Here is a 26,279-nt window from a genome sequence, read left to right as displayed (position 1 = left end):
CATCGAAACGCTGGGAGCTTCGAGCAATCGCAACCGATCGCGCCGCTCACTCTCATAAAACTATTGTTGACAACAAAAACTGTTGTTGTCTACACCAAAAGTCACAAAACGCAGAGAGCGCATCACATGGCCGAACTGACCCCCCAAGAAGCGGCGGTTCTTGAGCAGATTTCCCGCAATCCGTTTGCGGGACAGCAGGAAATCGCAGATGCGCTCGGCATCGCGCGCTCGACGGTCGCCGCCCACATCGTCCAGTTGATGAAGCTCGGCCACATATTGGGCCGCGGCTATGTACTGCCTGAGCCGGGTCATATCGTTTGCATCGGCGGTGCGGTTTTCGACCGCAAGCACCGCCTCCATGCGCCGCTTGAGATGGAGACCTCGAATCCCGTTGAAAGCTTCCATTCGTTCGGCGGAGTAGCGCGCAACGTCGCCGAAAATCTCGCGCTTCTGGGCGAACGACCGGTGTTCATTTCCGCCGTCGGCGACGACCAGGACGGGCAGCATCTGTTGACACACCTGCGCGGACGAGGGGTGGATGTCAGCCGCGTGATCGTGGTGCCGGGCCGCAAAACGGCCGAATACGGCGCGGTGCTCAGCCCCAAGGGCGACCTCGTTCTCGGTATCGCCGACATGGGTATCTTCGATCTTCTGACGCCCGACACCCTGTCGCGCATCCTCCCCCATCTTGCGTCCGCGTCCTGGGTCTTCGCCGACACCAACCTGCCCGTCGAGACCCTGCACGCCCTGATGCATCGCCAGGGCGGCGGCCGATACCAACTGGCAATCGACGCGGTTTCGACGCCCAAGGCCCGCAAGCTGCCGGCCGACCTTGCGGGCGTCGATCTGCTTTTCCTCAATGCCGACGAAGCCGCCGTCATTCTGGGCCGCCCCCGCGCCAAAACGCCGGAGCAGGCGCTCGACGCGGCACGTGCCCTGCGCGAGCGGGGAGCCGGCTGCGCGCAGGTTTCCATCGGAGAGCTGGGAATCGCGATAGCGAGTGACGGGATGGAAAAGACCATCGACGCGGTTCCGGCGACGGTCGTGGACATTACCGGCGCAGGCGATTCGGTCGTCGCCGGCACGCTCTACGGCCTCCTTTCGGGAAAGTCGGCGGATTCCGCAGCCCGCATCGGCGGTCTGATGGGCGCACTCACCATCGAGACCATCGGAACGGTGCGCGCAGACCTCAGCCGCGCCTCACTGGAAAATCACGCGCGCGCGCGCCTCGTCGAAGTCTGACGCCGACAAACGGAGAATCCTATGCGGGCCACCAACCAACTTGCTCTCGACATCGCTCCGGAAGTGGCCGAGGCCCTGTCGGCAGGGCGGCCAGTCGTCGCGCTGGAATCGACCATCGTAACCCATGGAATGCCCTATCCGCAGAATGTAGAGACCGCCCGCGCAGTCGAGGCGCGCATTCGGGCCGAGGGCGCGGTGCCTGCCACGATTGCGGTCCTGAAGGGGCGGATCAAGGTCGGCCTGACCGATGAGGACCTAGAAGCGCTGGTCAAGGATCCCGATTGCGTGAAGGCGTCGGGGCGCGACCTCGCGGTGGCCATGACGAGGTTACAGTCCGCAGGTACCACGGTATCATCCACAATGCTCATCGCGGCGCGAGCCGGCATCCGCGTTTTTGCGACCGGCGGCATCGGCGGCGTGCACCGTGGCGCAGAGGAAACTTTTGATATCTCTGCCGATTTGACCGAGCTGGGCGCGACCGAGGTTGCGGTTGTCTGCGCGGGGATGAAGTCGATCCTCGATATCCCTAAGACGCTCGAATACCTGGAAACCATGCGCGTACCCGTGGTTGCATACGGAACCAACGCCTTCCCCGCCTTCTTCGCCCGCGAATCCGGCCTTGCAGCCGATCACAGGCTGGATACGCCGCAGGAACTGGCCGCCGCAATCTCCGCCCATATGACGCTTGGCACCGGCACCGGCTTCCTCGTCGCCAACCCTGTACCCGAAGGAGACGCGATCCCTTCCGAGGAAATCGACGGCGTCATCGCCGACGCGGTCGCCGAAGCCGCCAAGAAGGGTATCTCGCGCAAGGAGGTCACGCCTTTCCTGCTCGACCGCATCAACCGCGCAACCGAAGGCCGCAGCCTCAAGGCGAACATCGCGCTGGTTCTGAACAATGCCGGCCTTGCCGCGCAGATAGCAGCCGCCATGAGCAAGGCGGACAGAGGGTAACGACGGCAGCAGCGCCGAAAACGAGGAGTTGAAATGAGTTACGAGACGATCCTTTACGAGAAGGATGCCACGGACAAGTTCGCGACGATCACGATCAACCGTCCCGACAAGCTCAACGCCATGAACAAGACGGTGGTGCGCGAGATCGACGCCGCACTGGCCGCCTCGGTAGCGGACGGGGACGTGAATGCGCTGATCATCACCGGCGCGGGCCGAGCCTTCTCCTCGGGCTACGATCTTCAGGGCGGCGACTTCGACGTGGATTTCGACTTCTGGGTCGAGGACATGACCGAAAACGCCGAGGCACTCCTCAACATCTGGAATGCACCAATCCCTGTTATCGCCGCCGTCAACGGCTACGCGCTCGCCGGCGCGCTGGAACTGGTGATGAGCTGCGATCTCGCAATCGCGGCCGACAACGCCAAGTTCGGCGAGCCGGAAGTGCGCCACAATTCCGGCCCTCCGGCCCTGATGATGCCTTGGCTTCTGGCAACCCGCGACGTGCGCTGGCTGATGTACACCGGCGACACCATCGACGCCGAGGAAGCGTTGCGCATGCATCTCATCAACAAGATCGTGCCTGCGGCCGAGCTGAAGCAGAAGGCGGAAAACCTTGCGCGCAAGCTGTCGCGCGTGCCGACGCCCGCGCTCAAATACACGAAGATGTCGATCAACAATCAGCAGATGATTGCCGGCATGCGCGAGTCCTTCAATTACAACATCACGTCGATCGCGGGCCTGCACGTCACCAAAGCCGGCAACGAGTGGATGAAGAAACTCGGCAAGATGACGCTGAAGGAATATCTGGAATATCGCGACTCGCCCTATCGCGGGCTCGACGTTTGATGAACCCGAACATGCGGGCGCTCATGGCGCCACGCTCCGTGGCCGTCGTGGGTGCTACCGAACGGCCCGGCGCGTCGGCGGGATACGTGATGAAAAACCTGGTCGGCATGGGATATGCCGGTCGGATACTCCCGATCCACCCGCGTGAAACCTCGGTCTTCGGTTACGCTGCGGCCCCTTCGCTGTCCGCGCTAGATACCCCTCCCGACTGTGTTGTGATCGGCATCGCTGCGGCGCATGTGCCTGCCATCATCGACGAGGCAGGCCGCAACGGCACCCGCGCCGCCGTGGTTCTGGCGTCCGGCTTCGGTGAAACCGGCGAAGAGGGAGCAGCACTGGAGGCCGAGCTGGCGTCCATCGCGCGCGATCACGACATGGCGCTGTGCGGGCCGAATTGCCTCGGGCTCGTGTCGCTTGGCCAAGGTGCAGCACTTTACTCATCCACGCTCGATCCCGCCATGAAGCGCGGGCGACTGGCGCTGATATCAGCGTCGGGCGCAAGCGCTATCGCGCTCGGCAATTCCGGTCGTGTCGGTGTGTCGGCACTGGTGTCGATGGGCAACGCGCCGGTGACCGGCCTCGGCGATTATCTGCGCTGGTTCGCGCAGGACCCCGAAACCGATGTGATCGGCCTCGTCATCGAAGGCATCCGCGATCCGGAGTCGATAGCCGATGCGATGAAGGACGTTCACGCCGCAGGCAAGACGGCCATCGCGCTAAGAGTTGGGCGTTCGGCGGAAGGCCAGCGCGCAACAGCAGCCCACACGGGGGCGCTTGCAGGTGCGAGCGAGGCGCAGGCGGCATTTCTCGCCCGTACCGGCATCGTCGATCTGCCTGACATGGACAGCTTCATCGAAGCGGCCGTTCTTTGCTCCGGCGGCGGGCGGCCCAGGCCCGGTCCCGTGGCCGTCATCGGCGTCAGCGGAGGTGGCGTCGCCCACGTCACCGATATCGCCAGCGAAGTCGGCCTCCCATTGGCGACTTTCGCGACGGAAACCGTGGAGCGCCTGCAAGAGCTTCTACCGGGTTTCGCCACGCCCCAAAACCCACTCGACGTGACAGGTGCGGCTTTCGGCGACCCGAAAGTCTATAGCGGCGCGCTGGACGCATTGGACGCGGACCCGGACGTAGCCGTGACGGTCGCCGCACAGGACGCGCCACCCGGGCTGTCGTCAGCGATTGCCGACGAGTATTCCGGCATTGCCGGCGCCGTTGCCGCCTATGGGGGCGAGACGCCTGTCGTCGCCATCTCAAACCTGTCGGCAGGCGTGCATGGCGACGTCGCCCGCGCCTATGGCGATGCGATCCGCCTTCAGGGAACCCGCGCCGCGCTGACTGCCATCGCCCGCTGCCAGGAGGCTGCGCGCACTGTGAGTTGGCCGGGCGAGACTGGCGATGCGGCGCTGGATGCAGCGCCCGGCTCGATCGGAGAGGCCGAGGCGCGCGGCATGTTCGAAGCGATCGGCTTGGCCGGCCCCATCGGCGAGATCGCTGCAACGGCGGCCGAAGCGGCGGACATCGCGGCACGCATCGGCGGCAAGGTGGTAATGAAGATCGCCTCGCCCGACATCGCACACAAGACGGAAGCCGGTGGCGTAGCGCTTGGCGTGGCGGCGGACCAGGCCGCGGAGACGTTCGAGCGCATCATGGCGTCGGCGCGCGCCTATGCGCCGGATGCACGGCTGGATGGTGTGTTGGTTCAGGAGATGGTGACCGGCGGCGTCGAAGCTTTGCTGGGGCTGGTCAACCATGCACCGTTCGGGCTCGGCCTCGTCGTAGGCGCGGGCGGGACCCTGACGGAGATCATGCAGGACGCCGCCTTCGATCTTCTGCCAGTGGATGTCGAGCGGGCCGAGGCGATGCTGTCGCGCACCCGGCTATCAAAGCTGCTGTACGGCGCTCGCGGTGCAGCGCCAGCCGATCGCGCCGCGCTCGTCAATGCCATGGTCGCGCTATCGGAGTTCGGCCTGCGCCACAGCAAGGCCATTGAAGCGGTTGACCTGAACCCGGTCGCCGTCCTGCCGGAAGGCAAGGGCGTGCGGCTGCTCGACTCCCTCATCCTGCGGGCGTGACCCGCAGGATTCAGCCGAACTTCGCCAGTCGCTCGGTCAAAAGCGCAAAGAAGCCGTCTGCGTCGACGTCGCGGATCCATGTTGCGTTCTTCTCGCGCGCGGTGACGCCCCACCAGTCAACCACCGTCATGCCGACGCAAAGCTCGGATTCGGTTTCGATCTCGACGTTACAGAGACGGCCATCATAAAGCTCGGGCTTCAATAGCCAGGCGATCACGTTGGGGTCGTGCAGCGGCCCGCCATCGGTGCCGTACTTTTCCTCGTCGAAGCGCTCGAAGAACTCGAGCCAGCCAGCCGAAACCTCGGCCAGCCGCGTTCCAATGCCACGGATAGCCGCGATCCTCTCCTTCGTCGTCAACACCTTGTGGGTCACGTCGAGCGGGATGATGGTAAGCGGGATCCCCGCTCCCATGACGATAGTCGCCGCCTCGGGATCGACCCAGATGTTGAACTCGGCCGCGGGCGTGATGTTGCCTCCCTCGAACAACCCGCCGCCCATCGCGACGATACGGCGGATACGGGGTGCAATATCTGGCGCGCGCGTCAGTGCAGTGGCGATGTTGGTGAGAGGTCCGAGCGTGCAAAGTGTTACCGAACCGGCGCGTTCACTGCGCACCTTTTCGATGATGAAATCCACTCCGTGTTGCGCCTGCAGCTTCATCACCGGATCGGGCAGTTCGGCACCATCGAGCCCGGTTGCGCCATGAACGTGCTCGGCGGTTCGAAGCGGCCGCTGGACGGGACGGTCGCATCCCGCAAAGACGGGGATGTCGGTGCGACCGGCCAGTTCGCAAATCTTTCGTACGTTCACCTCCGTCAGCGCCAGCGGCACGTTGCCGGCAACCGCGGTGATCCCCACCACTTCAAGCTCCGGACTGGCGAGCGCGAGAAGGATGGCGAAGGCATCGTCCTGTCCGGGATCGGTATCGATGATGATCTTCTGCGCCATTTCCTTGTCTCTCACTGGGTATGTGCCGTGCTGTTGGGGATCACACGTTCGGGGTTGAGAATGCCTGCTGGGTCGAGCGCCCGCTTGAGCCGCCGCATGATGGCGATGTCCGCCTCGCTACGGCACAGGTGCAGCCATTCGCGCTTATCCTGGCCAATGCCATGCTCGGCCGAGATGGTGCCGCCTGCTTTAGCCGCAGCTTCGAGCACCGCGCCGGTCACCGCATCGGCGTTGTCCGTCTGGACTATGTAATGAAGGTTGCCGTCGCCCAGATGCCCGAACACAAATACACGAGCGCGATCATCGATCGCGCATACGCGGCGTTCGGCATCGCTCAGGAATGAAGATATGCCGGCCAGAGGAACGCCGACGTCCAGCCCGCAAGCCTCGCCCTGCGCAAAGATATAGTCGTTGATGCCTTCTCGAATGGCCCAGAGGCCATGGAATTCGCGCCCCGACGACGACAGGACAGCGTCTTGGACCAACCCGCCCTCGATGGTCTCGGCAAGCGCCGCGTGAAACCTCGCCGTATCCGCCTCTGGCATGCGGCCCTGAATGTCGGTGAGTACGTAGATTGCCGCGCCGAATGGCAGAGGCGGCTGAAGGCCGCCGTGCGCGACGCTTCCTTCATAGACGTTCGGAAGCATCATCTCGAAAGCGGCCAGCAGGTCGCCGATACGTGTTCGCAGGAAAGCAAGCAGCGTTATTGCATCCGCAACCGACCCGAGGGAAAGCAGGGCGGCACTTTCAGTCACCGGCGCAGGGCTCAGGCGCAGCTTTGCCTTTGTGACGACGCCGAGCGTTCCCTCGGTGCCGATGAAAAGCTGCCGCAGATCGTACCCGGCATTGTCCTTGGGAAGGCCGCGCAAGGAATCGACGACCGTGCCGTCTGCCAGCACTCCTTCGATGCCCGCGACCTGATCGCGGAACATGCCATGGCGGAGCACGCGAATGCCGCCCGCATTGGTGGAGATCATGCCGCCGACGGTCGCCGTGCCACGCGCGCCGAGATCGATGCCGAAATAGAGGTTCGCTTCGCGCGCGGCCTTCTGTACCAATTCAAGCGGCACACCCGCTTCCGCGTCGATTGTTGCATTCGCCTCATCGACGAGCGACAGGGCGCGCAACCGCTCCAGCGAGACCGCGACTTCACCCTCGCGCGGCCGAGCTCCGCCGGCAAGCCCGGTTCGTCCACCTTGAATGACGATGGACTGCCTCGTCTGGGAAGCGACGGAAAGGATGGACGACAGCTCCGCTGCATTGCGAGGGCGCAGAAGCGCCAAGGGTCTGGTACCGGGCACCTCGGTCGCGTCGCGGTCGCGGGCCGGGCCTACGGCATCGCCCTCCAGAACGCCATTACGATCGAGGAGCGGGCGGATGCAGGCTATGAAGCTTGCGATGCGGTCGCTGTCCAGTGCGCTCACGACCGTTGCGCCCTAACCCGCAAGTCTCTGAAACGACGCGAAAAAAATCTCACCCGAGCCACTCGCAAGCAATCCGACGCTACAAGAACGTTAGCAGCATACCAATATTTGTCAAACCTATATATAAAACTGGATTTGCGCGCTCAGGCGTGTAAGGTCGGCGACAATAGAGGGAGTTCGCATGGTCCTGAATTACGATGCGGTAGTCCGCGGAAGCGTCGCCAAGCAGGTGGCTGACAGCATACGCGAGGCCATTCTCGACGGGCGACTGAAGATGGACGAGCGCCTTCCGACCGAGGAGGAACTCGCCCGCAGCTACGGCATATCGCGCCCCACCGTGCGCGAGGCCCTGAAGCGCCTTGCAGCGCAGAACCTCATACAGTCGAAGCGCGGGCCGACCGGCGGCACCTTCGTCATGCGCCCGGATGCGGAAGGGCTATCGGAGACGATTACAGCGGCCGCCACGCTGCTGGTGGGCGTCGGTGCGTTCGACATCGACCAGATCATCACGGCACGCATGGAGACCGAGACGATCTGTTGCCGGCTGGCGGCTGAGCACCGCAGCGACGAAGACCTCGCCGCGATGGAAGCCGAAATCGCTGTGCAGAGCGACAGTGCGACGACGGACGAGGACTTCTGTGCGTCGGACGTGCGCTTCCACCGGGCGCTTGTTCGCGCCGGACGAAACGGCCCGCTGGAGTTGATGATGTACACCGTCATCGAGGCGTTCATCCCGATCACCAACATGATCGTGGTGCGCCTGCGCGAGCGCCATCAGGTCGTCACGCTGCACAAGGACATCCTCGAAGCGGTACGCAAACGCGACGCCGTGGCCGCAACGGCCGCACTCGGCCGGCTGCTCGAATATATCCATGCCATGTACAACGCCACGCTGGCGGCGCGGGCCGCGCGAGCGGGCAGCTAACAGCGATAACGCCAGACAAGAATCGGGAGCAGACGCCATGTCAGCCACTTTCCGCGCCCTTGTGATCGACAAGGACGGCGACAGCCAGAACGTCTCTTTTCGCGAACTGCAAACGAGCGACCTGCCCGACCACGACGTGCTGGTGGAAATCGAATATTCAACGCTCAACTACAAGGACGGCCTGGCAGTCAGCGGTAAGGGGCGCATTGCCCGCCGCCTGCCAATGGTGGGCGGCATCGATCTTGCCGGTACCGTCGTTGAAAGCCGTTCGGAAGCCTGGAATCCCGGCGACAAGATCATCGTCAACGGCTGGGGCCTATCCGAAACCGAATGGGGCGGCTACAGCCGCTTCCAGCGCCTGAAGCCCGAATGGTTGACCCGCCTGCCAGCGGCGTTCACTCCATTGCAGGCGATGGCAATCGGCACCGCCGGCTACACTGCCGCGCTGTGCGTCGATGCGCTGGAAGACTGGGGCCGCATCGCACCGGGCGAGGGCGAAGTGCTGGTGACGGGCGCGGCGGGCGGAGTCGGATCTGTCGCGATCAGCCTGCTGGCAGCAAAGGGCTATGTCGTCACCGCCGCCACCGGCCGCCCCGAAACGCACGACTATCTGGCGGGGCTGGGGGCGAGCGGCTTCATCAGCCGCGAAGAACTCGCCGCCAAGGGCGGGCCGCTCCAGAAGGAACGCTGGACGGGTGGCGTCGATGCCGTAGGCTCGACCACGCTCGCCAACGCGCTGGCGCAGACCGTGCGCGGCGGCGCGATTGCAGCCTGCGGCCTTGCGGGCGGCGCGGATTTGCCGGCGACCGTTCTGCCGCACATCCTGCGCAGCGTGACGCTCATCGGCGTCGATTCCGTCATGGCGCCGCAGGAACAGCGCGAGCGCGCATGGGCACGGCTTGCCCGCGACCTCGACCGCACCAAGCTGGAAGCCATCACGCGCGTCGAGCCGATGTCGAACATTAAGGCGCTGGCCGACGACATAATCGCCGGCAACGTGCGCGGGCGCGTGGTGATCGACGTGAACGCGTAAAAGCGAAAGATCAGGCGCCGCGGTTCTGGCGAGCCGCATCAGGCGCCACTATTTCTTCGCAGGCGTCATTCGCTCAAGATAGCTGACCGTATCCGGCTGGCTGCCTGCGGCGATCACGCCGATACGGGAGATGGCGCGGTCCCGTGAAATCTTCAGGTGCTGCTCGAGAGACCTGGCTGCCGCCTCCACTTGGCCGGCTTGCAGCTTCTCCACCACGTCGAGATGCTCGGGCAGGAAGGGCTCCTGCGTAAACAGGACCGATGTCCAGCGATAAAGGAAGCGGTGTGCGATCAATAGCGATTGCGGATAGGTGATCGCCTGCGTGAGCGCCCGATTGCCGCAATACCCCAACAGGGTGATGTGAAGGTCCCGCTCGAAATCGTCCAGCCGCTCGCCTTCGATGTCGCTCCCTACGGCCAGGGCCGCCTCGAGATCGGATCGCATACCGGCGAGGAGGCCGTCTGGCAGGTTTGACGCCGCCTTCGTCAGCGCCACGGGCTCCAGCAGCCAGCGTAGCTCGTAAAGTTCGCTGACATGCTGCGTGGTAAGCGCCGGGGCAAACCAGCGCGACCTGTCGTCCTTCTGTACCAGACCACTTTGCTGCAGCCGGCCGATGACGTCACGCGCCACCGTGCGGCTGACCCCATATTGGCGCGCGAGTTCCGCCTCGTTCAACCGCCACGTGGCAAACGAAATGCGCGCTATGATTTCGCTTTCCACATCGCGATAGATGCGCTCCCAACTGGGCAAGGATACAAGCTTTTCGTCGCCCTCCGATGCCTTGCCAGGCCTGGCTGCCGCATTGACATGTTCGTCGGCAACCACGAAACCCCGCTGCTTCGCTCGCCGGATCAGTCCCGCCTGTTCCAATTCGGCAAGCGCACGCCTTGCCGGGGCGCGGCTAACGCCAAAGCGGGACGCTATTGCGGTTTCGGTCAGGGCCGCTTCGGTGCCGAAACGCCCTTGCGCGATCTGCTCGGACAGGATGTCGAAGACGCGCTCATACAGGCGAGGTGAAGAGCCCGCGGCGATCGGGACCTCCTCGGCATCGGTTCGGTTCTGCATCCTGTCTTGCAATATCTCTCCTCGCGGCCTCGTGCGGCATGACCAGAATAGGTTTTCGCCAAAGGCAATGCCACCGCGAGATTCAGCTTGCCAAGCCATCGCGCTAATGTCTAGTGTACACACGATACCGTCTAGTGTAGACACAAGACGATATCGGCAGTGGCATCCGGGAGGAAGGAATTCATGACGGGTCGCCTCGTCGGCAAGCGCGCCTTCGTGACTGGAGCGGGGCAAGGCATAGGTCGCGCCGTCGCCCTGGCATTTGCGCGCGAGGGAGCAAGCGTCGTTGCCTCAAGCCGCACCTTGTCCAAGATGGCCGACCTCCCACGGATATCGGAACGCATCGAGATCGTTGAACTGGACGTTACAGATGGGCATGACGTGCGGTCCGCGGTCGCCGATGCTGGCACCATCGATATCCTGTTCAACTGCGCCGGCTGGGTGCATTCCGGCAGCATTCTTGAGGCATCGGAAGAAGACTGGCTGAGAAGCTTCGAGCAGAACGTCACGTCGATGTTCCATACGATCCGCGCTGCCCTACCCGGCATGATCGAACGCCGTTCGGGTTCGATCATCAACGTCGCGTCAGTCGCATCGTCCATCACCGGCGTGGCCGGTCGGGCAGCGTATGGAAGCAGCAAGGCCGCCGTTATCGGCCTCTCCAAGGCCGTTGCGCGCGACACGATCCGTGCGGGCGTGCGCTGCAATGTGCTGGCGCCGGGCACGACGCTCTCGCCCTCGCTCGAAGCGCGCATGCAGGCGACCGACGATCCGGAGGCTACTCGCAGGCAATTTACAGAGAGACAGCCGATCGGGAGGCTTGGCAGCGTGGATGAGATGGCTGCAGCCGCCGTCTGGCTCGCCGGCGACGAAGCCGCGTTTACGACCGGCACGGTGATCGTTTGCGACGGAGGCCAGACGCTGTGACGACCGCGAATGCCACGAAGCAGACAGTGCCTGCCCAGAAGATTGCGGTTGAGGCGCTGGACGCTTTCTGTCTCACCACGCTCCTTGCCGCTGGGGCCGGCGAGAAGACCGCGCGCGCAGCGACGGATGCAATGATGCATGGGTCGCGGCTTGGGGTGGACAGCCACGGCGTTCGCCTGCTCGATCACTACGTAACCGCCTTGGAGGGCGGGCGTATCAAGCGCGAACCGCAGATGCGCTTCGTCACCGAGTTCGGTGCCATCGCGACGCTCGATGCGGATGCCGCTCACGGCGCCTACGCTGCATATGAGGCGATGCGCCATGCCGTCTCGCTCGCCGCCCGTTTCGGCATCGGTGCAGTGGCGATCCGCAACTCGTCGCATTTCGGCCCGGCGGGTGCCTTCGCGATGGAAGCAGTGAAAGCCGGTTACGCCGGCTTGTGTGTTTGCAACTCGGACAGCTTCGTGCGGCTGCACGAAGGCGCACAGCGCTTTCACGGCACAAACCCCATAGCGTTCGCGGTTCCCGTCGCGGGCGAGCGTCCGTGGCTGCTGGACATGGCTACCAGCGCCATCCCCTACAACCGAATCCAGCTCTACAAGAGCCTCGGCCTGCCGCTGCCCCAAGGGACCGCGTCCGACCCCAACGGGCAGGACGTAGTCGATCCGCACGCCGCCGACATGCTTGCGCCGCTGGGCGGGGCCTTCGGCTTCAAGGGTCGCTCGAGACGATGTCGAAGACGATAAATGCGGTGGTTATGATCAGGCCACTCGCCGGTGATGCGGATGAGACATAGAGCCGGGATTAACCTTCGATAAGTAGAGAGCCGCAGTGGATCTGCCGATACCGACAAATTCGCCCCAGCCCTCGCTTTGCCACCTGCCGCTTGTCCGTGGTCGCAGATTATAGCCCGACACTCAGGATGGGCGTGGGCCGATCTTGATCTTGAGGGGCTCCAGCCCGGCGATGGTGCCGACCAGTTCGTCTCCAACCTGCACCGGGCCCACGCCGTGCGGCGTGCCCGTCAGGATGATGTCGCCCGGCATCAGCTCGAAATAGGTCGACAGGTTCGCGATGATCTCCGGCACGCGCCAGATCAGCAGAGAGAGATCGGATTCCTGTCTCGTCTCCCCGTTCACCGTCAGCTTTATCGCCCCTTTGTCGATGTGGCCCACGCTCGCAACCGGCGACAGGGGCCCGCACGGACAGGCCTGATCGAAAGATTTTCCGATCTCCCAAGGCTTGCCATTACCCTGGATGTCGCGACGGGTCATGTCGAGGGCGCAGCCATAACCCCAGATATGGCGAAGCGCATCCTCCTCGGAGATGTTGTAGCCGCCCGATTTGAGCCCGATCACCATCTCCATCTCGTGGTGAAAGTTTTCGGTGATCGTCGCGTAGGGAATAGTGCTGCCGCTATCGATCACGGCATCCGACGGCTTCTGGAAGAAAATCGGCGGATCGCGCTGCTCGTCGCCACCCATCTCGCGCACATGCGCCACATAGTTGCGGCCGACGCAATAGATGCGGCGCACCGGAAAGCGCTGGTCACTCCCCGTCACCGCGATGCTCGCCTGCTTCGGAGCTTCAATCACATACCCAGCGCTCATATTTTCCTCCCTGACTGCGCGACTACGGGGAGGCATAAAGCACATAAAACCCTCGAACGCATCAAAAAATCTACGATCTATGCGGAATCTACATATGCAATGCTTCTATGCTGCTTTCTCCGGCATGAGATCCAGCGACGAGGCGCGACTAACCGCTGCTTATGTAAGGGCTTTCGCTATCATCCACTCTGATAACGGACTTCCAGCACCAAACTATTGAACATCTGTTTTTGACAGCTCAACGCAAAAATGTAGATAATGCTGCCTGCCGGTATCGGAGGATCTGGCAAAAAGGGAGGAAGACACAATGGAACGAGAAATGCGGTTTGGCCGCATCGCCATGGCGACGTTCGCGCTGGCGGTCACATGCTCGCTGGGCGTCGCACATACAGCGTCTGCACAGGAGAAGAACATCACGGTGGTGGTGCCGAACCCTTCGGCCATCAACAACTTCCCGATGCATGTCGCCATCGGCGAGGGTTATTTCGAGGAGTTGGGTCTCAATGTCACAGTCGAGGCCGTCAACGGGTCGGCGTCGGTGCTGCAATCGATGGCCGCAGGCCAGGCGCAGATCGGCAATCCGGGGCCTGGACCGCTGCTCGGCGCGCGTGCGCGCGGCGAAGACGTCGTCTTCATCTACAATCAGTTTCCCAAGTCGATCTTCGGCCTCGTCGTGAAGGATGAATCCGCCGTCCAGGGCCCGGCGGACCTGAAAGGCACGACGGTTGGCGTCGGCACTGCCGACGGTGCCGAGGTCGGGTTCAGTCGTGCCATTCTGGCCGGTGAAAACCTGGCGGAAGGCACCGACTACGAATTTCTCGCGGTCGGCGACGGCGGCACCGCTGCGGCTGCGTTCCTCAACGACGAGATACAGTCATACGCAGCGGCGGTAAGCGACGCGGCGATCATCCAGTCGCGCGGCATCCCGCTTCGTGAAATAACGCCGGACGAGTATCTCTCCTTTTTCGGCAATGGCTGGGCCGTTACCCGCTCCTATCTCCAAGAGAACCCGGATGTCGTCGAAGCCTTCGGCAAGGCGCTCGTAAAGGGAACTAAGTTCGGCATGGATCCCGCCAACCGCGAAAAGGTGCTCGAGCATGCCGCCGCCGGCAATCCGCAGGAGGGCGAGGACAAGGAGTTCGCCGCGGCGCTGCTAACGGCGATACAGGATCGCATCACGCCGCTCGACATGTCGAAGGGCTACGGCTACCAGCCGCCCGAGCACTGGCAGATGTGGCACGACAGTTCGGTGGAAACCGGGGCGCTCTCCGCACCGCTGGACGATCTCGAGGCCGCCTATACGAACGACTTCGTCGAAGCCTGGAACGCGGAATGACTGCGGTCCACCGGATCACCGAAGCGACGGCCGGCCATCATGGCCGGCCGGTCTACGAACTGCGTGGCGTGACCAAAAGTTACGCCCGCGGTAATCTCAAGGCGCTCGACCGGGTCGATCTTACCTTAAACGAAGGCGGCTTCGCCTCTGTCATCGGCCCGTCAGGCTGCGGCAAGACCACGCTGCTCAAGATCATGGCTGGCCTCGTCCCACCTACGGGAGGCAGCGTCTATCTGCAGGGGACGCCGGTAACCGGCACGCGGCGGGACATCGGCATGATGTTCCAGCATGCCACGCTGTTTCCGTGGCGGACGACGATCGAGAATATCGTGCTGCCGATCGAAATCCGTGACGGGCGCGCCGCTGCCAAGGCAAAGCACGCCGACGCCTTGGCCCTTCTGGACCTTGTCGGATTGAAGGGTTTCGAGCACCGCCGACCGGGCGATCTGTCCGGCGGCATGGCGCAGAGGGCAGCAATCTGCCGCATGCTCATCACCGAGCCGGCAGTGCTGCTGCTTGACGAACCGTTTAGCGCACTCGACGAACTTTCTCGCGACTTCATGAACATGGAATTGCAGCGTATCTGCATGGAACGCCAAGCGACTGCGTTTTTGATCACGCACTCGATCCCGGAGGCGGTCATCCTTTCGGACGTGGTCTACGTCATGTCACCGCGACCCGGGACCTTCGTCGAGACCGTCGAGATCGACCTGCCGCGGCCGCGCACCCTCGATATGATGACAGACCGCAAGTTCGGCGAATATGTCCGTCACATTCGCACGCACCTCGACAAGGGAGCATTCCTGTGACCGCCGTCGACAACTCTCAAGGCGCTCGGCCGGACACGGTATGGTCCGAACCTGTCACCTTCATGGACCGCCTGCCGCGATGGATCGGCATGACCGGCCTCATGGTCGCGTTCCTGCTTACGTGGCAGGTCATTCACCTGTCTGGCCTCGTGTCGCCGATCATTCTGCCGGGTCCGTGGGAAACGGCGCAGGACATCGCCTTCGTCGGCCAGAACCTCCTTACCGGCGGCTACATGCTGACCGCGTTCTGGATAACCTTCAAGGAAGTGATCTTCGGCTACGCGATAGCCCTGACTATCGGCTTCAGCCTCGGCATCATCGTGGGTGAGTTCGCTTTCGGCGAGCGCGCCGTCCTGCCCTATCTGGTTGCCATCGACACCATGCCCAAGGTGGCCTTTGCCCCGATCTTCCTCGCGTGGCTCGGATTCGGCATATCGTCCAAGGTGGCGCTTGCCGCATTTATCGCCACCTTTCCGATCGTCGTCGGCACCGCAGCCGGCCTGCACGCCTCCGACGAACACGCCCGCGCCCTGTTCAAGACGATGGGCGCAACGCGTCTCCAGACGCTCATCAAGATGAAGCTGCCGCTGGCGTTGCCGCAGATGTTTACGGGCCTCAAGATCGCGGCGGTCGGTGTTATGGCCGGCGCGATCACCGGCGAGTTTTTGGGCGGCGGCAAGGGTTTCGGCGAGTTGATCCGGGTCGCCGCATCGCAGCTCAACACGCCGCGCGTCTTCTCGCTCATCATCTATCTCAGCCTGCTGGGTCTCGCCCTTTTCTGGACCGTCGTATGGGTGGAGCGGCGCCTTGTGTTCTGGCAGAAATCTTCGGCCGGCGGAGGCATGGCACAGTGACGAGGATAGCTGACAACGGGGAAGAGGGGCGAACATGGCGCTGAACGTGCCGGAGGTCGGGAGTACCGGGGGGCGTGGCGAGAAGGCGACGGCGGCGACGCTCGTCTATCGCAGGCTCCGTCAGGATATTCTGAAGGGCGAGCTCAAGCCCGGCCAGAAGCTCCAGATCGAGCAGGTAGCGACGCGTTACGGCGTCGGCGCAAATCCGGTTCGCGAGGCGCTCAACCGGCTGTCGTCGGAGCATCTCGTCGATCGCCACGACCAGCGGGGCTTCTTCGTCCCCGAACTGTCTCTGGAAAAGCTGCGCGAACTCGTCAGGACGCGCTGCTGGCTGGAAGGAAAGGCACTTGAAGAGTCGATCGCCAACCGAACGCAAATCTGGGAGGACAACATTGTCCTCTCCTTCCATCGGCTGTCGCGGACCCGCATTCAGACCCCGGAGGAAGGCGGCGACAACACAGAGTGGGAGATCAAGCACCGGGCCTTCCACAATGCGCTGATCGGCGCGTGCGGCTCGTTCTGGCTGATAAAGTTTTGCAACGAGATGATGGATCAGGCGGAGCGCTACCGCTACATTTCGATGAGCGGTTATCCCCGTCGCGACTCCGTGGAAGAGCACCGGCTCATAATGGAGGCTGCACTGGACGGTGACGCCGAACTCGCCAAACAGCGCCTGTTCGACCAATACAACCTCACGCTGAAGCATCTGGAAGCGCAAATCGAGGCGTAGTCGCCACGGGCATCGCCGCCGGCACGAACAGCGGACGCGATGGAGGGAGAGGATTGCCTACTGGTTGATCTCGGGCTCGACGAGCTTCGCAAGCTTGCGCAGCGATTCCTGCCAGCCGAGGTAGCAAGCCTCGCGCGGAATTATGTCCGGTATCCCCTTCTGCTCGATATTTACCTCCGTTCCAATGGACACGGCCTTGAGGGTCACCGTGACGACCATCTCGCCTGGGAGGTTCGGATCGTCGAAGCTGTCGGTGTAGACCAGCCGCTCGCCCGGAGCGAGCTCCTTATAGGTCCCGCCGAAGGAATGGCTGCGGCCAGTCGTGAAGTTTCGGAAGGACATCCGGTGCCTGCCTCCTACCTTGGCGTCCAGCTCGTGCACAGTGCAGAGAAAGCCGTAAGGTGGAAGCCAGCTTGCAATCGCGTCCGCCTCAACGAAGGCCCTGAAGACCTTCTCGGGCTTGGCTGCAATAACGCGGTGCAAGGTTACGATGCTGGGCATATTGGTTCTCCTTCCCCTTGTGGACGACAACATCGGTGGGAGCAACCTTAGCCCACCGCCGCTTGGTGACTGCCGACAAAGACCGCTCGATGGCCACCGAGCGCTCTAAGGACGAACTGTCGGCGCGCTTCCCGACACCCGTCCTTGATTTTTTTGGCGGCAGCTTGTGTTCATCGGCACTTAACGCGCGGGTCCCATGCTCCATTTGCACCTATGCGGCAACCTCGCCGCACGGAATGCCGGTCAATCCACGAAATAGGCCGGGTGCCCCGCGGCGAGCTTGGGCAGGGATAGCAGGATTTCCGAAAGGTGCTGACGCATGGCAAGCTCCGCCTCGTCAGGTTTGCCGGCGGCGATGGCACGCACGATGCGCTCGTGCTGCTCGATGATCGTCTCGAGCGGCGTCGCTTCCGGCAGCGATAGATAGCGCACGCGATCCATCTGCGCCTTGAGCCCCTCCAGCACCCGCCATGCGTCCTCGCAGTCGGCGCTGCAAGCCACCGCCTGATGGAACTTCTCGTCCAGCCGCAGAAAGGCGACGTTGTCCCCGCTCACCGCGACGGCGCGCTGCTCGCGAATAAGGCTTTCCAGCGTGGTAACGTCGCTCGCTGCCGCGTCCGTCGCCGCCTTTTTCACGATCGCGACCTCGATGGCCTCTCGTATGAAGCGCGCATTGGCGACCTCGCGCCGTGAGATCAGGCGCACGAAGGTACCGCGCTGCGGCCTGATCTCGACCAGCCCCGACTCAGCCAGCTTGATGAAGGCTTCGCGCACCGGCTGGCGCGACACGCCAAGCTGGCGCGCGATCTCCGCTTCCGAAAGCGGGTTTCCCGGCCGGAAGCGCAGCTGAACGATGGCGGCTCGCACCGTGTCGTAGACACGCGATCCAATGGTCGCCTGGCGGGCGCGCTGGCTGTCGTCGGCCAGCGGCGCAAGTTCGAAATCAAGACTCATGTTGACAACAATATACTACCATTCTAGTCTCCGGAAGAGGCTTTGGAGGGCCTATCGTTCGCTCAGGGAGGAAATCATGAGGTTCGTTTCGTTCACGTCAATTCTCGCCGCCGGCTTCGTTGCCGTCGCAGGGCCGGCGCTCGCCGCAGACCATACGCTCAGCATCAATACGGCCCTTACCACGACCGACCCGCTCTACAAGGGGCTTGAGAGTTTCCGCGACGCGGTAGCGGAGCGTTCGGGCGGCGCCGTTGAGATCAAGCTGTTCCCCAATTCGCAACTTGGTCCCGACGAGGATGTGCTCGAACAGGCCCGTGCAGGTGCCCCGGTGGCGGTGATCGTCGATGGCGGACGCCTCGCCGTCTTCCAGAACGAACTCGGTATTCTTGGCGCGCCCTATCTGGCTTCCGGCTATGACGGCATCCGCAACGTCGTGACCTCCGACCTGTTCGAGGAGTGGGTGGGCAAGCTGCGCGAAGCTTCGGGCCATCAGATCCTCTCGTTCAACTGGTGGCAGGGCGAGCGCCATGTGGTCACCGACAAGCCGGTCGCAACGCCGGCCGATCTTTCCGGCTCGCGCATGCGTACACCGGGTGCGCCGGTGTGGACCGAGACGGTGAAGGCGATGGGTGCGACGCCAACGCCGATGCCCTATGCAGAGGTGTATTCGGCCTTGCAGCAGAACGTGATCGACTCGGTTGAGGTGCAATTGCCAGCTCTGTGGGGTTCCAAGCTGCATGAGGTGGCACCCCATGTAACCAAGACCGGTCACATCAGTCTCATCACCGGGATGGTGACCAGCGCGGCCTGGTTCGACAGCCTGCCTGCGGACGTGCAGACCATGCTGCGAGAGGAAGCGCTTGCGGCGGGCGACGAAGCATCACGCGGCACCGAAGCGGCACTCGCGCAGATCGAGGCGGACCTCGAAGCCGCCGGCGCAACCATAACCGAAATCGACGTCACGCCTTTCCGTGATGCGACCGCCGGCGTCTATGACGTTCTGGGCTACGGCGACCTGCGCGAAACTGTGCAGAGCATAGCCGCCCAGTAATCGTCCAGCTCTCCTCCATAGGGGCGCGCGGGCCCGCCCGCCGCTCCTTCTTTTCGGAGTTTCCCATGCTCAGGCGACTTGGTCAGATCGAGTTCGCGGTCGCGGTCGTGCTTCTCGCCGGCACAACGCTGCTGGTGTTCATGGCCGCCGTTATGCGCTTCTTCGGCCAGCCGTTGATATGGTCGGTGGACATGGCGCAGCTGCTGTTCATATGGCTCTGCTTCATCGGAGCCGCCCGCGCGATGCGCGAGAAGGGCCATCTCGGGGTGGATCTCCTCGTGCGCCGGGCGCCCTACCAGCATCGGCTGGCTGTCGAGACGGCCGTTACGCTGCTGATTGTCGCCTTTCTCGCCGTGCTGGCCGTGGAAGGGACCAAGCTGACCTGGCTCAACCGTCAGCGCGTCTTCGGCGATAGCGGGCTTTCCTACGCTTTCGTCACCGTCGCGGTGCCGGTCGGCTGCGTGATGCTGTGCGGCGCGCTATTCCATAATCTTGTGCAGGCATGGACGCGGCGCGATGGCGAGACGCTGATCTACACCAAACCTGACGATGAGATCACCGTGTCGGCGGGGCGCCAGCCATGATCGCCATCGGCATAGTCTTTCTCGTCCTGCTCTTCATCGGCGCGCCGATAGCGTTCGTCATCGGAATATCCGGCTTCGTCTTCTTCCTTCAGTCCGACATCATGCCGCTTTCCATCGGCGTGCAGCGCATCGCGACCATGAGCCAGAGCTTTCCTCTGCTGGCCGTACCCTTCTTCGTGCTCACCGGGCACCTGATGAACGCCAGCGGCATCACCGAGCGGCTGTTTCACTTCGCTAACGTCGCGGTATCGTGGATGGCAGGTGGGCTTGCGCAGGTGTCGGTAATCCTGTCCACGTTGATGGGCGGCGTTTCCGGCTCCGCCGTGGCCGAAGCTGCCATGGAGGCCCGCATCCTCGGACCGTCGATGCTCGCGCAGGGTTATTCGAAGGGGTTTTCGGCAGCCGTCATCGCCGTTACCGCTTTGATTACGGCGGTGCTGCCGCCTTCCATCGGCCTCATCCTCTACGGCTATGTCGGCAACGTCTCCATCGGTCGCCTGTTCATGGCCGGCATCATTCCGGGCATCCTGATGATGATAGTGATGATGGTAACGATCTACATCATCGCCCGTAAGCGCGACTATGTCGCTGCCGATGCACGCAAGCCCACGGCAGGCGAGTTGGGCCGGGCGATGTGGGGAGCCAAATGGGCGCTGCTGTTTCCGGTCCTGTTGGTATTCGCCATACGCGGCGGCGTGCTGACACCTTCGGAAGTCGGCGCGGGCGCAGTCATCTACGCAGTCGTCATCGGCACGCTGGCTCACCGCGAATTGACCCCCGACAGGACGCTGAACGCGTTTCGCGAAGCGATTTCCGATATCGGCATGATAATGCTCATCATTCTGATGTCGGGCATCGTCGGTTTTGCGATCACCTTCCTGCAGGTGCCACAGCAGCTCTCCGGATTGCTGCTGGGGACAATCAGTGAGCCGCATCTGGTCGTGATCGCGGTGCTGGCATTCCTGTTCGTCATCGGCCTGTTCCTTGAAGGCACGGTGATGATGCTTCTTCTGACGCCCATCGTCGTTCCTATCATCACGTCGGTCGGGTTCGACCCGGTGCATTTCGGCATATTGATGATGATCGTCGTCACCCTGGGCGGAATGACGCCGCCGGTGGGCGTCGCCATGTTCACCGTCTGCAGTCTGCTGAACTGCCGCATAGAGAGCTACACCCGAGAGTCGCTGCCGCTCATTGGCGCCGTTCTGCTGCTGGTGCTCGCGCTGCTGTTCATGCCCGGCGTCGTTCTTTTCCTTCCCAATCTCGTCTTCTAGGGAGACCAGCCAATGAGACATACGTGGCGCTGGTTCGGCCCCGTCGACAAGGTAACGCTTCTTGATGCGAAACAGGCGGGCGCGCAGGGCATTGTGTCGGCGCTCCACCATGTGCCCTATGGCGTCGTGTGGAGCCCGCACGAAATCACGAAGCGCCAGGATGAGGTGCGACGCCTGCCGGACGGTGCCGCGACCGGGCTAGAATGGGAGGTCGTCGAAAGCCTGCCCGTTTCGGAAGCCATCAAGACGCAGACGGGCGACTGGCGCACGCATATCGACAACTACAAGATTTCGATGGAGAACCTGGCTTCGGCAGGCATCGCCGTCATCTGCTACAATTTCATGCCCGTGCTGGACTGGACACGCACAGCGCTGGCATGGCGCGTTGCGCATGGCGGCACCACGATGCGCTTCGATCTCCATGACTTCGCGGCTTTCGACATCCACATTCTGGAAAGGCGCGATGCCGCGCAGGATTATGCGCCGGAGGTGGTCGAGGACGCCGCGCGCCGCTTCGCCGGCATGGACGACGATGCCGCCAGGCTTCTGGCCCGCACCGTCAATGCCGGCCTGCCTGGTTCCAAGGAGGACCACTCGCTCGAGGGTCTGCGCAGGCAGTTGGCCAACTATGCGGAAATAGGCCCCGATCGGCTTCGCGCGAACCTGATCGATTTCCTCTCTGAGGTGACGCCGCTGGCGGAGCGCCTTGAGCTGCGGCTATGCTGCCATCCCGACGATCCGCCATTTCCTATCATGGGCCTGCCGCGCATCATGTCCACCGAAGCCGATTATCGCGCCGCGCTCGATGCGGTCGACAGCCCTGCCAACGGGGTGACGCTGTGCACCGGCTCCCTGGGTGCACGCCACGACAACGACCTGCCCGCCATGGCCGAGCGGCTCGCGCCGCGCATCCATTTCGTCCACCTGCGCAACGTGCGCAAGGAAGGCGACAGCATTCCCTGCTCCTTCCACGAGGACGAACATCTTGGCGGTGACACCGACATGGTGGCGGTCGTGGCGGCGCTCTTGCGCGAGGAAGCGCGGCGGCGGGCCGAAGGACGTGCTGACGCCATCATCCCTATGCGACCCGACCACGGACAGGACATTCTGGACGACATGAAGCGTGGCGCCCAGCCCGGTTACCCGGCAATCGGCCGCCTCAAGGGGCTGGCGGAACTGCGGGGCGTCGAACGCGCACTGACCGCAACCGGAGCCTTCCGGTGAGCATAAGCGACGGCTTTCTGCACCCCGACCGTCTCTTTCCGCCTGAACCGGCGTTGCGCAACATCGCGCGCGATCTCTATGCGACGGTGCGCGACCTGCCCATCGTCAGCCCGCACGGCCACACCGACCCGGCATGGTTTGCCGACGACGAGCCCTTCGAGGACGCCGCCTCGCTGCTGGTGACCCCGGACCACTATCTTTTCCGCATGCTGCACAGCGCTGGCGTACCGCACGCCGCGCTTGGCCTGCCACGGCTGGACGGGACCGCGCCGCAGGTGGACGGCCGCGCCATCTGGCGGGTCTTTGCGGAGCACTACCACATCTTTGCCGGCACGCCGTCGCGGCTCTGGGTTGATCACGCCATGTCAGCCGTCCTCGGCTGCCCGGAACCGCTGACGCCGGCGAACGCTGACGGTCTTTATGACCACATAGGCGAACAGCTCGGGCGTCCTGAATTTCGGCCGCGGGCACTGTTTTCACGGTTCGGCATGGAAACCATCGCAACGACGGAAGGCGCGCTCGACCCGCTGGATCATCATCGCAAGCTGCTCGCCGATGGCTGGATCGGTCGCGTGCGCACAACCTACCGGCCCGATGCGGTCACTGACCCGGAAGCGCCGGGCTTTGCCGAAAATCTCCAGTGCCTGGGAGAGATCACCGACACCGACACTGCGAGTTGGGACGGCATGATCGAGGCCCATCGCCGCCGCCGCGCCTTCTTCCGCGAGCACGGCGCGACCGCCACGGACCACGGCGCGCCGAGCGCCCAGACCGCCGATCTGCCGCTGCCGGAGAAACAGCGGCTGCTGGACATGGCGCTGAAGGGCGCGCTTACCCCTACCGAAGCGGAACTCTTTCGTGGACAGATGCTGACCGAGATGGCCGGGCTTTCGGCCGAGGACGGCATGACGATGCAAATCCATGCCGGCTCGCGCCGCAGCACAGACCGTGCCCTACTTTCCACGTATGGTCCCAACATGGGTGCTGACATACCGGCGCGCGCGGACTGGGTCGGCGGGCTGGACGCGCTGCTCAATCGCCACGGCCACGCATCCGGCTTGCGGATCATCCTGTTCACGCTCGACGAAAGCACCTACGCCCGCGAGCTTGCACCGATGGCGGGGCATTGGCCCTGCCTTCTTATCGGCCCACCCTGGTGGTTCCACGACAGCCCGAACGGCATCCGCCGCTATCTCGATCAGGTTGTGGAGACGGCCGGATTTGCAAACCTCGCAGGCTTCAACGACGACACCCGCGCCCTGCTTTCCATTCCGGCGCGCCATGACGTGTGGCGGCGGGAGGTTTGCGGTTTTCTCGCGCGCATGACCGCCGAGCACCGCATGGATGGGGCGGAGGCGGAGAAAATTGCCACCGAGCTCTGCTACGGGCTGGCGAAGAGGGCATACAGGCTGTGAGTGCCCCGCTGACCGACCTGTTTGACATCGACCCTGCAGTCGAGCAGCCCCACTACGACCGGCGACAGCTGCGCCCGCGCATCCTGCATATCGGGTCCGGCGCATTCTTCCGTGCGCATACGGCCGCTTATAACGACGCGGCATTGGCGGGCGGCGGCGACTGGGGCATCGTTGCCACCAGCCTCCGCAGCACGGAAACGGTCGACGCGCTAGCCGTGCAGGACGGGCTTTATACACTGTTTGTACGCGGCACGGCACAGACCGACGCGCGCATCATCGGCTGCGTGATTTCGACCATCGCAGCCGCACGTGAGCCCCACCGGCTGCTTGAACTGCTCGCCGATCCCCATACCGCCATTGTCAGCCTGACGGTTACCGAGAAGGCTTACGGCATCGACCCCGCAAGTGGAGGCCTCGACACCGGCCACCCCGACATCGCGGCCGATCTCGCCAGCCCCCGCGCGCCACGAGGCTTAGTTGGCTACCTGGTGGAGGGGCTGGCTCGGCGGCGCGCGGCGAAGAGAGTACCTTTCACGTCCCTATGCTGCGACAACCTGCCGAACAATGGAGCGCTGCTGAAGAGGCTGGTCCTGGAGTTTGCGGAACGACGCGATCCGGAGCTCGCGCGATGGATCGACGACACGGCCTCCTTCCCATCCACCATGGTCGATCGCATCACGCCCGCAAGCACGGACGCCACGCTGGCCGACGCCGAGCGCCTGACGGGCCGGCGTGACCTTGCGGCGGTCGAGACGGAGCCGTTTTCGCAATGGATCATCGAGGACAGTTTCGCCGCCGGACGACCGGACTGGGAGCGGGCGGGGGCGCTGTTCGTCGAAGACGTGACGCCGTACGAGAAGATGAAGCTGCGCATGCTAAACGGCTCGCACTCGCTGATCGCCTATCTGGGATTCCCCGCCGGCCACGAGTTCGTCCGTGACGCGATGGCGGACGCGCGCTTTGCCCAGTTGGTGCGGCTGCATATGCAGGCGGCCGCGGCGACTCTCGATCCCGTGCCCGGCATCGACCTTGACGGCTATGCGGACCAGCTCGTCGCCCGCTTCACAAACCGCGCCATGGCACATCGCACATACCAGATCGCAATGGATGGCACACAGAAGCTCCCGCAACGCCTCCTCGAACCCGCGAGCGAACTGCTTGCGCGGGGCGACGGCGCGCAAACCTTTGCGCTCGCGGTCGCCGCATGGATGCGCTACGCGCTTGGCAGGGTTGGCACGGGACGGAGCTACGATCTGCGTGACCCGCGCGGGGCGGAGATCGTCGCGAACCTGCAAGGTGTGCAGCAAACCGGACAGGCCGTGGCTGCAGTGCTTTTCGCGATGCCGGGGCTTTTTCCGCCCAGCCTCAGCGACAACGCCATCTGGCGCTCGCAGGTCGAAGCCTTTCTCGACCTGCTGATCGCCGACGATATGGAAGCGGCGATCGCCGCCGGTCTGCGTTAGGACAGTTCGGCCCGCACCAGAGCTGCACCGTCAGCCATCGCCTTCATCTTGCCGAAGGCGGTTTCACGCGGCAGGTATTTCAACCCGCAATCGGGCGCTATCACGATGCGGTCGGCCGAGACATAAGGCAGCGCACGGCGAATCCGGGCGGCAACAGTTTCCGCGCTCTCCACCTCGGGATCGGAAAGGTCGAGCACGCCGAGGATGATCTTCTTGTCGGGCAGCTTGGCAAGCACCGAGCAGTCGAGACCGGATTGCGCGGTTTCGATCGAAACGGCCTTTGCCGCCGACCCGGCAAGTTCTGGCAGGAAGGAGTAGCCCTCCGGCCGTTCGTGGATGATCGCGGCATAGCCAAAGCAGATATGCACGGCCGTTTCGCCTTCCACACCCTCGAGCGCACGGTTCAACGCCTTCAGGCCGTACTGGCGCGCCTTTTCCGGCCTAGCCTGCATATAGGGCTCGTCCACCTGCACGATGTCGGCACCGGCGGCAAACAAATCCTTGATTTCCTCGTTGACTGCGGCCGCGTAGTCGAGCGCCAATTCCTCCTCGCTCTCGTAGAAATCGTTCTGCGCCTGCTGTGCCATGGTGAATGCGCCGGGCACGGTGATCTTGATGACGCGGTCTGTGTTGGCGCGCAGAAACTCCACGTCGCGCACCTCGACCGCGTGCTTTCGGCGGATTTTGCCTACGACGCGCGGAACCGGGTTGGGATGGCCCGAGCGGTCGAGCGCCGAGCCCGGATTGTCGAGATCGACACCCTCAAGTGCGGTGGCAAAGCGGTTGGAATAGCTCTCGCGGCGCATCTCTCCATCGGTGATGATGTCTAGCCCCGCGCGCTCCTGATCGCGGATCGCCAGCAGCGTAGCGTCATCCTGCGCCTGATCGAGCCATTCCGGCGCAACGCGCCAAAGCTCCAGCGCACGCACGCGCGGCGGGAACCGCCCAGCCAGCTTCTTGCGGTCGATGAGCCACTCGGGCTGGGCGTAGGAACCGACCAGCGACGTGGGCAGCAGCGGCAGTTTCTTGTTCATGTC

The 26,279-nt window shown here is 63.6% G+C and carries 24 protein-coding genes and 1 pseudogene; 18 read left to right on the top strand and 7 right to left on the bottom strand.

The features are described from left to right. The first annotated feature begins 126 nt into the window (after window positions 1–126). The 4 genes from FY036_RS09210 to FY036_RS09195 are packed head-to-tail and all read left to right on the top strand — an operon-like array spanning window position 127 to window position 5,114. Window positions 127–1,242 carry a PfkB family carbohydrate kinase gene (locus FY036_RS09210; RefSeq protein WP_148914417.1) on the top strand — a complete coding sequence of 372 codons (1,116 nt, stop codon included), beginning with the start codon at window positions 127–129 and terminating at the stop codon, window positions 1,240–1,242. 21 nt (window positions 1,243–1,263) lie between these two features. Then, window positions 1,264–2,196 (top strand): pseudouridine-5'-phosphate glycosidase, encoded by a 933-nt coding sequence (locus FY036_RS09205; RefSeq protein ID WP_148914416.1) that lies wholly within the window; start codon window positions 1,264–1,266, stop codon window positions 2,194–2,196. 33 nt (window positions 2,197–2,229) lie between these two features. Then, window positions 2,230–3,042 (top strand): enoyl-CoA hydratase/isomerase family protein, encoded by an 813-nt coding sequence (locus FY036_RS09200; protein ID WP_148914415.1) that lies wholly within the window; start codon window positions 2,230–2,232, stop codon window positions 3,040–3,042. Beyond that, window positions 3,042–5,114: an acetate--CoA ligase family protein gene (locus tag FY036_RS09195; RefSeq protein ID WP_148914414.1), complete on the top strand. Its 2,073-nt coding sequence runs from the start codon at window positions 3,042–3,044 to the stop codon at window positions 5,112–5,114. Before FY036_RS09200 ends, FY036_RS09195 begins: the two co-directional genes overlap by 1 nt. Window positions 5,115–5,124: 10 nt before the next feature. Here the strand turns inward: FY036_RS09195 and FY036_RS09190 are convergent, their stop codons facing one another. Further along, window positions 5,125–6,063 (bottom strand): nucleoside hydrolase, encoded by a 939-nt coding sequence (locus FY036_RS09190; RefSeq protein ID WP_148914413.1) that lies wholly within the window; start codon window positions 6,061–6,063, stop codon window positions 5,125–5,127. A gap of 11 nt (window positions 6,064–6,074) precedes the next feature. Then, window positions 6,075–7,487, bottom strand: a complete 1,413-nt coding sequence (locus tag FY036_RS09185) for an FAD-binding oxidoreductase (protein ID WP_235897599.1) — start codon at window positions 7,485–7,487, stop codon at window positions 6,075–6,077. A gap of 181 nt (window positions 7,488–7,668) precedes the next feature. Here FY036_RS09185 and FY036_RS09180 point away from each other — a divergent pair, with 181 nt between their 5' ends. Both FY036_RS09180 and FY036_RS09175 read left to right on the top strand, forming a co-directional pair. After that, window positions 7,669–8,412 (top strand): FadR/GntR family transcriptional regulator, encoded by a 744-nt coding sequence (locus FY036_RS09180; protein WP_148914412.1) that lies wholly within the window; start codon window positions 7,669–7,671, stop codon window positions 8,410–8,412. 37 nt (window positions 8,413–8,449) lie between these two features. Further along, window positions 8,450–9,445 carry an MDR family oxidoreductase gene (locus FY036_RS09175; protein ID WP_148914411.1) on the top strand — a complete coding sequence of 332 codons (996 nt, stop codon included), beginning with the start codon at window positions 8,450–8,452 and terminating at the stop codon, window positions 9,443–9,445. A gap of 48 nt (window positions 9,446–9,493) precedes the next feature. On the opposite strand, the gene FY036_RS09170 is transcribed toward FY036_RS09175, so the two are convergent. Beyond that, window positions 9,494–10,510, bottom strand: coding sequence for a GntR family transcriptional regulator (locus FY036_RS09170; protein ID WP_148914410.1), 1,017 nt, complete (start codon window positions 10,508–10,510; stop codon window positions 9,494–9,496). Between the two features lie 183 nt (window positions 10,511–10,693). Here FY036_RS09170 and FY036_RS09165 point away from each other — a divergent pair, with 183 nt between their 5' ends. Beyond that, window positions 10,694–11,437 carry an SDR family oxidoreductase gene (locus tag FY036_RS09165; protein ID WP_148914409.1) on the top strand — a complete coding sequence of 248 codons (744 nt, stop codon included), beginning with the start codon at window positions 10,694–10,696 and terminating at the stop codon, window positions 11,435–11,437. Further along, a pseudogene (locus FY036_RS09160) lies at window positions 11,434–12,156 on the top strand (Ldh family oxidoreductase); the annotation flags it as partial. The gene FY036_RS09165 and the pseudogene FY036_RS09160, both read left to right, overlap by 4 nt. A gap of 198 nt (window positions 12,157–12,354) precedes the next feature. Here FY036_RS09160 and FY036_RS09155 read toward each other — a convergent pair. Next, complete coding sequence (locus FY036_RS09155) at window positions 12,355–13,047, bottom strand: fumarylacetoacetate hydrolase family protein (RefSeq protein WP_148914407.1); 693 nt, start codon at window positions 13,045–13,047, stop codon at window positions 12,355–12,357. Between the two features lie 307 nt (window positions 13,048–13,354). On the opposite strand from FY036_RS09155, the gene FY036_RS09150 reads away from it, so the two are divergent. Genes FY036_RS09150 through FY036_RS09135 form a run of 4 tightly spaced genes read left to right on the top strand, consistent with a single transcriptional unit; the run spans window position 13,355 to window position 16,776 of the window. Further along, entirely contained in the window at window positions 13,355–14,383 is a 1,029-nt protein-coding gene (locus tag FY036_RS09150; protein ID WP_235897598.1) for an ABC transporter substrate-binding protein, read from the top strand. Further along, window positions 14,380–15,192: an ABC transporter ATP-binding protein gene (locus FY036_RS09145; protein ID WP_148914406.1), complete on the top strand. Its 813-nt coding sequence runs from the start codon at window positions 14,380–14,382 to the stop codon at window positions 15,190–15,192. The genes FY036_RS09150 and FY036_RS09145 overlap by 4 nt, the downstream gene beginning before the upstream one ends. Beyond that, window positions 15,189–16,046 carry an ABC transporter permease gene (locus tag FY036_RS09140; protein WP_235897597.1) on the top strand — a complete coding sequence of 286 codons (858 nt, stop codon included), beginning with the start codon at window positions 15,189–15,191 and terminating at the stop codon, window positions 16,044–16,046. The genes FY036_RS09145 and FY036_RS09140 overlap by 4 nt, the downstream gene beginning before the upstream one ends. A 34-nt stretch (window positions 16,047–16,080) precedes the next feature. Next, on the top strand, window positions 16,081–16,776 hold the full coding sequence (locus FY036_RS09135) for a GntR family transcriptional regulator (RefSeq protein WP_148914405.1): 696 nt from the start codon (window positions 16,081–16,083) through the stop codon (window positions 16,774–16,776). A gap of 57 nt (window positions 16,777–16,833) precedes the next feature. Here FY036_RS09135 and FY036_RS09130 read toward each other — a convergent pair whose 3' ends face one another. Beyond that, the gene (locus tag FY036_RS09130; RefSeq protein ID WP_148914404.1) at window positions 16,834–17,277 is read right to left on the bottom strand and encodes an SRPBCC family protein; all 444 of its coding nucleotides are present in this window, start codon (window positions 17,275–17,277) and stop codon (window positions 16,834–16,836) included. Between the two features lie 243 nt (window positions 17,278–17,520). Beyond that, window positions 17,521–18,231: a GntR family transcriptional regulator gene (locus tag FY036_RS09125; RefSeq protein ID WP_148914403.1), complete on the bottom strand. Its 711-nt coding sequence runs from the start codon at window positions 18,229–18,231 to the stop codon at window positions 17,521–17,523. A gap of 76 nt (window positions 18,232–18,307) precedes the next feature. On the opposite strand from FY036_RS09125, the gene FY036_RS09120 reads away from it, so the two are divergent. From FY036_RS09120 to FY036_RS09095, 6 genes are all read left to right on the top strand, one after another. Beyond that, on the top strand, window positions 18,308–19,282 hold the full coding sequence (locus FY036_RS09120) for a C4-dicarboxylate TRAP transporter substrate-binding protein (RefSeq protein WP_148914402.1): 975 nt from the start codon (window positions 18,308–18,310) through the stop codon (window positions 19,280–19,282). A gap of 65 nt (window positions 19,283–19,347) precedes the next feature. Beyond that, window positions 19,348–19,866, top strand: a complete 519-nt coding sequence (locus FY036_RS09115; protein ID WP_148914401.1) for a TRAP transporter small permease — start codon at window positions 19,348–19,350, stop codon at window positions 19,864–19,866. Next, window positions 19,863–21,140 (top strand): TRAP transporter large permease, encoded by a 1,278-nt coding sequence (locus FY036_RS09110; RefSeq protein ID WP_148914400.1) that lies wholly within the window; start codon window positions 19,863–19,865, stop codon window positions 21,138–21,140. Before FY036_RS09115 ends, FY036_RS09110 begins: the two co-directional genes overlap by 4 nt. Window positions 21,141–21,152: 12 nt before the next feature. Beyond that, window positions 21,153–22,364: a mannonate dehydratase gene (gene uxuA / locus FY036_RS09105; RefSeq protein ID WP_148914399.1), complete on the top strand. Its 1,212-nt coding sequence runs from the start codon at window positions 21,153–21,155 to the stop codon at window positions 22,362–22,364. Continuing rightward, the gene (gene uxaC, locus FY036_RS09100) at window positions 22,361–23,779 is read left to right on the top strand and encodes a glucuronate isomerase (protein WP_148914398.1); all 1,419 of its coding nucleotides are present in this window, start codon (window positions 22,361–22,363) and stop codon (window positions 23,777–23,779) included. The genes uxuA and uxaC overlap by 4 nt, the downstream gene beginning before the upstream one ends. After that, entirely contained in the window at window positions 23,776–25,242 is a 1,467-nt protein-coding gene (locus FY036_RS09095; protein WP_148914397.1) for a mannitol dehydrogenase family protein, read from the top strand. Before uxaC ends, FY036_RS09095 begins: the two co-directional genes overlap by 4 nt. Here FY036_RS09095 and FY036_RS09090 read toward each other — a convergent pair. Beyond that, entirely contained in the window at window positions 25,239–26,276 is a 1,038-nt protein-coding gene (locus FY036_RS09090) for a uroporphyrinogen decarboxylase family protein (protein WP_148914396.1), read from the bottom strand. The two genes, FY036_RS09095 and FY036_RS09090, sit on opposite strands and share 4 nt — an antisense overlap. Window positions 26,277–26,279: the final 3 nt, after the last annotated feature.

The organism is Neoaquamicrobium microcysteis (assembly GCF_008180155.1).
Lineage (GTDB): Bacteria > Pseudomonadota > Alphaproteobacteria > Rhizobiales > Rhizobiaceae > Aerobium > Aerobium microcysteis.
This window is presented reverse-complemented; position numbering and strand designations above follow the sequence as displayed.